This is a genomic window from Deinococcota bacterium (genome assembly GCA_030858465.1).
Lineage (GTDB): Bacteria > Deinococcota > Deinococci > Deinococcales > Trueperaceae > JALZLY01.
On the sequence record JALZLY010000281.1, the window covers coordinates 1 to 7,179 of the forward strand.

The window sequence follows — 7,179 nt, forward strand, 5'->3', positions numbered from 1 at the left end:
CTGACAGAAACCGGGTTGAACTCATCTGGTTCCCGACGGGTGGTGGAAAGACCGAGGCATACTTAGGGCTCGCTGCCTTCACCCTGTTTATGAGACGGCTCAAAGACTCGAGGGACGAGGGTGTTCACGTCCTCATGCGTTACACGTTGCGGCTGCTGACGGCGCAGCAGTTTCAAAGAGCCTCAGCACTTATCTGCGCTATGGAGCACTTGCGCCGCGACTGCATTAATGAACTTGGTGAAGCTCCCTTCTCGATTGGCATATGGTTGGGTGGTGATACAACGCCGAACAGCCGTAGAGATGCCGATAGTAAGTTAAAAGACCTCGAGAGAAAAGGAGGAGGTGAAAACCCGTTTATCTTAGGGCGTTGTCCCTGGTGCGCTGCACAGATGGGAGTCTTTGAAGGCAACCTGCCCAAGTCCATGTCGAAGGCTGAGAAGATTTTGGGCTACAGGCGGACGGGCATCGATACATCGAGAGGCGTCGAGAAAACAGTGGTCTTTTGCTGCCCCGATAGGCAATGTGAGTTTAGCAAGGCTCTGCCCGTCTATGTGATCGACGAGGATATTTATGACAAAAGCCCCTCGCTCGTCATCGGTACGGTAGATAAATTTGCGGTCTTGGCGTGGCGCTCCGAGGCGCGTTCGCTATTCGGCCTTGCTTCCTCCGGGGAGCGGCAGGTGTCCCCGCCCGGTCTCATCATTCAAGACGAGTTGCACCTCATCTCCGGGCCGTTGGGTTCGATGGTGGGACTTTATGAAGCCCTAATCGAGGAGCTTTGCACGGATAGACGTGGCGGCAAGGTTGTGCCGCCCAAAATCGTCTGCTCGACCGCAACCATCAGGAGCTACCTCGAGCAGATCAAGGCGCTTTACGCGCGGAATGAGGTTACCCTCTTTCCGCCACCGGGGCTTGAAGATGGCGATTCCTTCTTCGCGCGTCATGCCAGGGATGCTGACGGTAATTTGCTTCCCGGAAGGCGCTACGTGGGTGTCAACGCGCCGGGTCTGCGGTCGTTGGAAACCTCACAGGAGCGCACCTTTGCAGCGCTGTTGCAAGCCCCGATGCCGCTCTCCCCAGAGGAGCGCGACCCCTGGTGGACGCTCATGCTTTTTTTCGGCAGCTTACGCGAGCTCGGCACGAGCTTATCGCTGTTTCAGTCGCGCATCCCCGACTACTTTAAAACACTCAGAAACCGGTTCGGCCTGGAGTTCAAGGATTTGCGTTATCTCTATCGCCCTGAAGAGCTTACGGGTCGCCTGCGCAACGATGAAGTGCCGAGGGCGCTCGCCAAGCTAGAGATTGCTTGTAGCCCTCAAAATACCTGGGTGCCGGGAGGCAAATCCGTCAAATCCCCGCCTGTGGATGTCTGCCTCGCCTCGAGCATCATTGAAGTCGGCGTGGACGTAGACCGTCTGTCGCTCATGGCGGTGGTGCGGCAGCCCAAGACGACCGCTCAGTATATTCAGGTGACGGGACGAGTCGGCAGGAAATGGTGGGAGCGTCCAGGACTGGTGGTGACGCTCTACAACCCTAAAAATCCGCGTGACCGCTCGCACTTCGAGCAGTTCCGCAGCTATCATGAAAAGCTCTATGCGCAGGTCGAGCCGACCAGCGTCACCCCCTTCTCGCCACCTGTGCTAGATAGAGCGCTGCATGGGGTGATGGTCGCCTATGCGATGCAAAGGGGCAGCGAAGCTGTCGTGGAAAGCCCGGACCCTTATCCGGCAGACATTATTGAACAGTTGCGGGCCGTCCTCATGCCTAGAATTCAAAAAGTTGACCCCAAAGAGGCGCCATACTTTGAGCAGGTTTTTGATAAGCGCGCCAAGGAATGGCAAGAGAGGCAGCGAACGAAGTGGCGAGCAGGTCCGCAAGATGAAGAGATTCCTCTCATGATGCGTGCCGGTGAATATGTCAAACCTGAGCGAGAGAAGTTGACGTGGAAGACCCCTAATTCCATGCGCAACGTAGACGCTGAATGCCAAGCGCAGATTACCCAACTCTATATCACCGAAGAGAGCCATGCCTAACGGTCCCATCAGGCGCGCTCAATTGATTGCACCATTTGGCGTCGGTGCGATGGTTGTGGTTAGGGACGGCTTATCTCTGATCACTGCCGGACTCGACCACTGGTACAAGCGGGAGGACGGCGGTCAAGGAGATATCCGCGAGTTCAAAGAAGAAGAGTGGCGCTTATCGCGGCAGTTAGGGGTTAACCACTTTCGCCAACCCCCCGATTTTCGTGTGCCGGGCAAGGATGTTCCCAATAGCGGCATGACCATTCCCTTTTTGCGCTTTCCCCAATGGCATAGCTGTTCCCGTTGTGGCCGCCTCAAGAAACTGCGTCTGGTTGTGCGAGAGAGACCACTATGCGCAGCGTGCCAAAAAGATGGCTATTACCGCACGCTGACGCAAGTTCCTCTCATTGCGATGTGTGAACGGGGACATCTGCAAGACTTTCCCTGGCGGGAGTGGGTGCACGAATCGGTCAATCCTGGCTGTCAGCAAGATATACGCCTTATTGCTACAGGAAGCGCGACGCTGGCAGGCCAGAAGGTGAAGTGTGGCTGCGGCAAGGAGCGCTCTCTCAACGCCGTGACTTTTGAAAATAATGGCCAGACGGTGCTCAGTAACGCGCTAGAAAAGGGTGAGAGATACCTCTGTCAAGGCAGTAGGCCCTGGCTTGGCACGGAAGAGGGTGAGCCGTGTGACTGTCAGCTCAGAGCTGCCTTGCGCAGCGCTTCGAATGTTTACTATGCCCAGACGCGCAGTGCAATCTTCGTTCCTAGAGGTAGTAATAATGTACCTGCCGACCTGGTTGCAGTCTTGGAAAGTCCTTCGCTGAAGTTCCTCATCAACAACTTTCCTAAGTCAATGCTTACGCCGGAACTGTTGCGCGGTGGTGCCGAAGTTGCCGAGCTAATCAAGCCTTTCTCCGATGAGCAGCTTCGAGCGGGGCTCGAGCTTGTCCTCGAGGGCGTGAAGGAACGAGTGGAACCGAAAGAGGAGACGGATTTTCGCCGTGAGGAATTCAATGTTCTAAGGACACCGAGGCGGGACGAAGAACTGCGCATCCGCATCGCTGATAAAGCCTATGGGCCGGACATAGCACAATACTTTTCCAAAATTACTCTTATTGATAAGTTGCGAGAAACTAGGGCACTGGTGGGTTTTACTCGTATTCTGCCCACTGAGCAGGAGTTGAAGGATCTGAAACGTATGCTGCGCCGTGACCCTGCTAAGGCCTCCTGGTTGCCTGCCTACGTCGTCTACGGTGAGGGAATTTTTCTCGAGTTCAGTGAAGAGAGTGTCCAGACTTGGCTCAAGGAAAACGCTTCCAAGATAGCGGCGAGGGTAAACCCACTCATCAAGCGCTATAAACAGGTGCAGGAGGAGCGCAAGCTGCGCGAACGGATCATCAGCCCACGTTTCTTGCTGGTACATACTTTTGCTCACTTGCTCATCAACCGGCTCACCTTTGAGTGCGGCTATAGTTCGGCAGCCCTTCGTGAGAGACTATATATATCTGATGAACCTGATGCGCCGATGGCGGGGATATTGATTTACACCGCTTCAGGCGACGCCGAAGGGACGATGGGAGGTTTAGTCCGAATGGGCAAACCGGGACTTTTGGAACCGGTCATCAAAAAGGCGGTAGAGGCTGCGCAGTGGTGCTCTGCTGATCCTGTTTGTATGGAGATGGGACGGGGCGGCCAAGGACCTGATGCGACGAATTTAGCGGCATGTCATAGCTGTTCACTCGTACCTGAAACGTCCTGCGAAGAGTTTAATCGTTTTTTGGACCGAGCGATGATAGTAGGAGAATTAGAGTACCGCTCACTCGGTTATTTTTCTGGGCTGCTGAAGAGTAGCTCAAGCGAATAGCTCCCCAACAGGCAGCTTCCAACCCGGCACGACATCCGCTCCGTCGATTACGTCCTCCCCCGTGAGCAGCCGCCCCTCCTGCCTCGAGCGGTACATCCTGACGGAGCGGTTCCTGGGGTTGACGACCAGCACCATACGAGTGCCGGCCTCGAGCCACTGCGAGACCTTCTCGTCGACCTCAGTATAGCGGTCGCTGGGGGAGATGATTTCCACGACTAGGTCGGGAGCCTCCGGCCTGTAACCGACTCCGGGCGCTAACCTTTCCAGCCGCTCCCGGCTCACGAAGGCCACGTCGGGCGCGCGCACGGTGTCGGGGTCAGAAGCCAGTTTGAAGCCGGTCTCACCCGCGTAGACCATGCCAAGCTTATTGGCCTTGACGTGGTTGTGGAGCGAGGCCGCTACCTCTACGACGAGGATACCGTGTTCTTCTCCCGGTGGCGACATTTGCTTGAGTTCTCCCCTCACCAGTTCGTACCTGAAGCCGTCATCCGGCCTGTCGAAAAGCTCTTCGGCGGTAACCAGTCGATTCTGCACCTGCGCGCTCATAAACCACCTCGTAGCTAGAGTCTAGCACGTCTCGGCAGAGCCGGTTTTGGAGCTTTCCAGTTCCAGAACACCTTCTCTGTCGCCCTCCGCCTCACCTGAAGCTTCCGCGCCACCGGCGGTCCTTTGGCGCCGGTATGGTAGCTTAGGGAAATTCGGGCGGCAGGGGGTGGTCATGAAACAGTACGACAAGAAAACCGACGCAGAGGGGCGGCCCTACCTCGAGACGGACCTCTCGGGCCTGCTGCTGACGCGGCTGCCGCTCCTCAACAAGGGCACGGCCTTTACGCTGGATGAGCGGCGCGCCTTTGGGCTGCTGGGCTTCTTTCCGACGCATGTGTCCAGCCTGGACGAACAGGTCGAGCGCTCCTACGAGAACTTCAGAAGCTTCACGGCCGACCTCGATAAGCACGTCTACCTGCGCGTCCTGCAAGACCGCAGCGAGGTGCTCTTCTACGCGCTGGTGGAGCGTTACTTGGAGGAGATGCTGCCCATCATCTACACGCCCACGGTGGCGCAGGCGGTAGAGCAGTTCAGCCGCATCTACCGCTACCCGCGCGGGCTGGTGGTATCGACCGAGAACATCGGCGACATCGACACGCTCTTGGGGCACATCCCCTTTCCCGAGGTCGAGCTCATCGTGGCGACCGACTCCGAGGGGATCTTGGGCATCGGCGACCAGGGCTTTGGCGGCATGGCGATCTGCATCGGCAAGCTCTCGCTCTACACCGCCGCCGCCGGCATCGACCCGGCCGTGACCCTGCCGGTCGAGCTCGACGTGGGTACCAACCGCCAGGACCTCCTGGACGACCCGCTCTACCTGGGCGTCAAGCACGAGCGGCTGACGGGCCAGGCCTACGGCGACTTTGTCGAGCGCTTCGTGACGGCACTCAAGAAAAAGTTTCCCAATGTCTTGTTGCAGTGGGAGGACTTCAGCAAGCAGAAGGCCTTTGACGTCTTGGAGGGCTATCAAGGGGTCCTGCCGTCGTTCAACGACGACATTCAGGGGACCGGGGCGGTGGTCCTGGCGGGCCTGCTGGCGGCCGCGCGCAAGAGCCAGAGCCGCCTGGGCGAGGGAACGTTTCTGATCCACGGCGCCGGGGCGGGCGGGGTCGGGGTGGCGCGGCAGATCGCGCTCGGTTTGCAGCGTGACGGCCTGGGCGCGGCGGCGGCGGCGGGGCGCATCTACATGATCGACTCGAGGGGGCTCATCTTAAGGAACAGGAAGGACCTGGAGCCCTACAAGCTCGAGTTCGCCCAGGACCCCGGTCGCGTCGCGGGCTGGAGGGTAGAGGGTCAAATTCCCAGCCTGCTCGAGACCGTCAGGCAGGCCCGGGTGACTGCGCTCCTGGGCTTGTCGGGCCAGCGCGGCGCCTTTGGCGAGGAGGTGGTGCGGGCGGTGGACGCCAACACGCCCTACCCCACCATCTTCGCGCTCTCCAACCCCACCGCCAACAGCGAGGCGGTGCCGGAAGACATCTACCGCTGGACCGAGGGCCGTGCCATCGTCGCTACCGGCAGCCCCTTCAAGGACGTGGCCTTTGACGGCTTACTGCGCCCGGTGGGCCAGGGCAACAACGTCTTCATCTTTCCCGGCGTGGGCCTGGGCGTCATCTTGAGCGGCGCTGCGCGCGTGACCGGAACGATGTTCACGGCGGCCGCCGAGGCGCTCGCCGTCTACGTGGACCCCATGCGCTTGGAGCATGGCGGCGTCTACCCGCGCATCGAGCAGTTGCGCGGCGCCAGCAAGCGCGTGGCGATGGCGGTGATAGAGCAGGCGAGAGCGGACGGCGTGATGACCAACAGCGTGCCCGAGGCGGGGCTCGAGGGCTTCGTCGAGAGCAGGATGTGGCGGCCGGAGTACCTGCCTATAAAGAAGGGGGCTGGGGGTCGGGATTCAGGGCTCGGTTGAACCCCTGACCCCTGCGTTTATGCGCACCACCCTTCTCCGCGTCGTTGCCTTGGCGCTCTTGCTCCTCTTGGCGCTGTCGGGCGTGCTGGTGATGCGTACGCTGAACCGCCTGCCCGACAGCGTCGTCTACTTCGTGCGCAGCGAGGCGACCACCATGACGCTGGAGGCGGTAGGCCGCCGCGTCCGGGGCGACGACGCCGAGGCCCGGCTGGCTGCGGCCTTGCAGGCGCTCATCGCCGGGCCGACGCCGGAGGAGGAGGCGCGCGGGCTGTCCTCGGCCGTTCCGGCGGATACGCGGGTTCTGGGACTGTCGAAGAGCAGTGACCTGGTGAGCGTCGACCTGTCGACCGAGTTCGAGGCGGGGGGCGGCACGGCCATGATGATAGGGCGGCTCGAGCAGTTCTTCTACACGCTCAGCCAGCCGCGCGACGTCGAGCGCGTCTCGCTCCTCGTCGAGGGCGAGCCGGTGACGGTCTTCAGTTCGCAGGGCCTGATGATCGCCAACCCCTGGCAGCGGCCCGAGGGAGAGACGCTGCCGCGCTGGTAGGGTGTGAAGCCTCAGCAGAGCTGAGCGCCCGAACGAAGATCCGCTCGCGAAACCGTCGGCAAGCCAGTCACGCCTGGGTTTACCACAACACGCAAAAGCACACTTTTAAGGCCCAATTTGGGCTTGCAAAGTGTGCTTGGCATGATCATAAGGAACTGGATAAAAATAACTTTCCGCACCGACCTACTTTTGCGGGGGACTGCTCCCCAACTATCATGGGCGCTGACGTGCTTAACTTCCGAGTTCGGGATGGGATCGGGTGGAGCCACGTCGCTATGGGCACGGAAAG

At 59.7% G+C, this 7,179-nt stretch carries 5 protein-coding genes and 1 rRNA gene; 4 read left to right on the forward strand and 2 right to left on the reverse strand.

Features of this window, described 5'->3' with window-relative positions:
• Together M3498_14120 and M3498_14125 are read left to right on the forward strand one after the other, a co-directional pair.
• Window positions 1–2,033: helicase (locus tag M3498_14120; protein ID MDQ3460415.1), on the forward strand; the 2,033-nt coding region annotated here is incomplete at its 5' end.
• Window positions 2,026–3,888: a DUF1998 domain-containing protein gene (locus M3498_14125; protein ID MDQ3460416.1), complete on the forward strand. Its 1,863-nt coding sequence runs from the start codon at window positions 2,026–2,028 to the stop codon at window positions 3,886–3,888. The genes M3498_14120 and M3498_14125, both read left to right, overlap by 8 nt.
• On the opposite strand, the gene M3498_14130 is transcribed toward M3498_14125, so the two are convergent.
• On the reverse strand, window positions 3,877–4,434 hold the full coding sequence (locus tag M3498_14130) for a Uma2 family endonuclease (GenBank protein ID MDQ3460417.1): 558 nt from the start codon (window positions 4,432–4,434) through the stop codon (window positions 3,877–3,879). The two genes, M3498_14125 and M3498_14130, sit on opposite strands and share 12 nt — an antisense overlap.
• Window positions 4,435–4,606: 172 nt before the next feature.
• Here M3498_14130 and M3498_14135 point away from each other — a divergent pair, with 172 nt between their 5' ends.
• Window positions 4,607–6,343 carry an NAD-dependent malic enzyme gene (locus tag M3498_14135; GenBank protein ID MDQ3460418.1) on the forward strand — a complete coding sequence of 579 codons (1,737 nt, stop codon included), beginning with the start codon at window positions 4,607–4,609 and terminating at the stop codon, window positions 6,341–6,343.
• Between the two features lie 19 nt (window positions 6,344–6,362).
• Window positions 6,363–6,890: a GerMN domain-containing protein gene (locus M3498_14140; protein ID MDQ3460419.1), complete on the forward strand. Its 528-nt coding sequence runs from the start codon at window positions 6,363–6,365 to the stop codon at window positions 6,888–6,890.
• A gap of 170 nt (window positions 6,891–7,060) precedes the next feature.
• Here M3498_14140 and rrf read toward each other — a convergent pair.
• Window positions 7,061–7,177: ribosomal RNA gene (gene rrf, locus M3498_14145) — 5S ribosomal RNA — on the reverse strand.
• Between the last annotated feature and the right edge of the window lie 2 nt (window positions 7,178–7,179).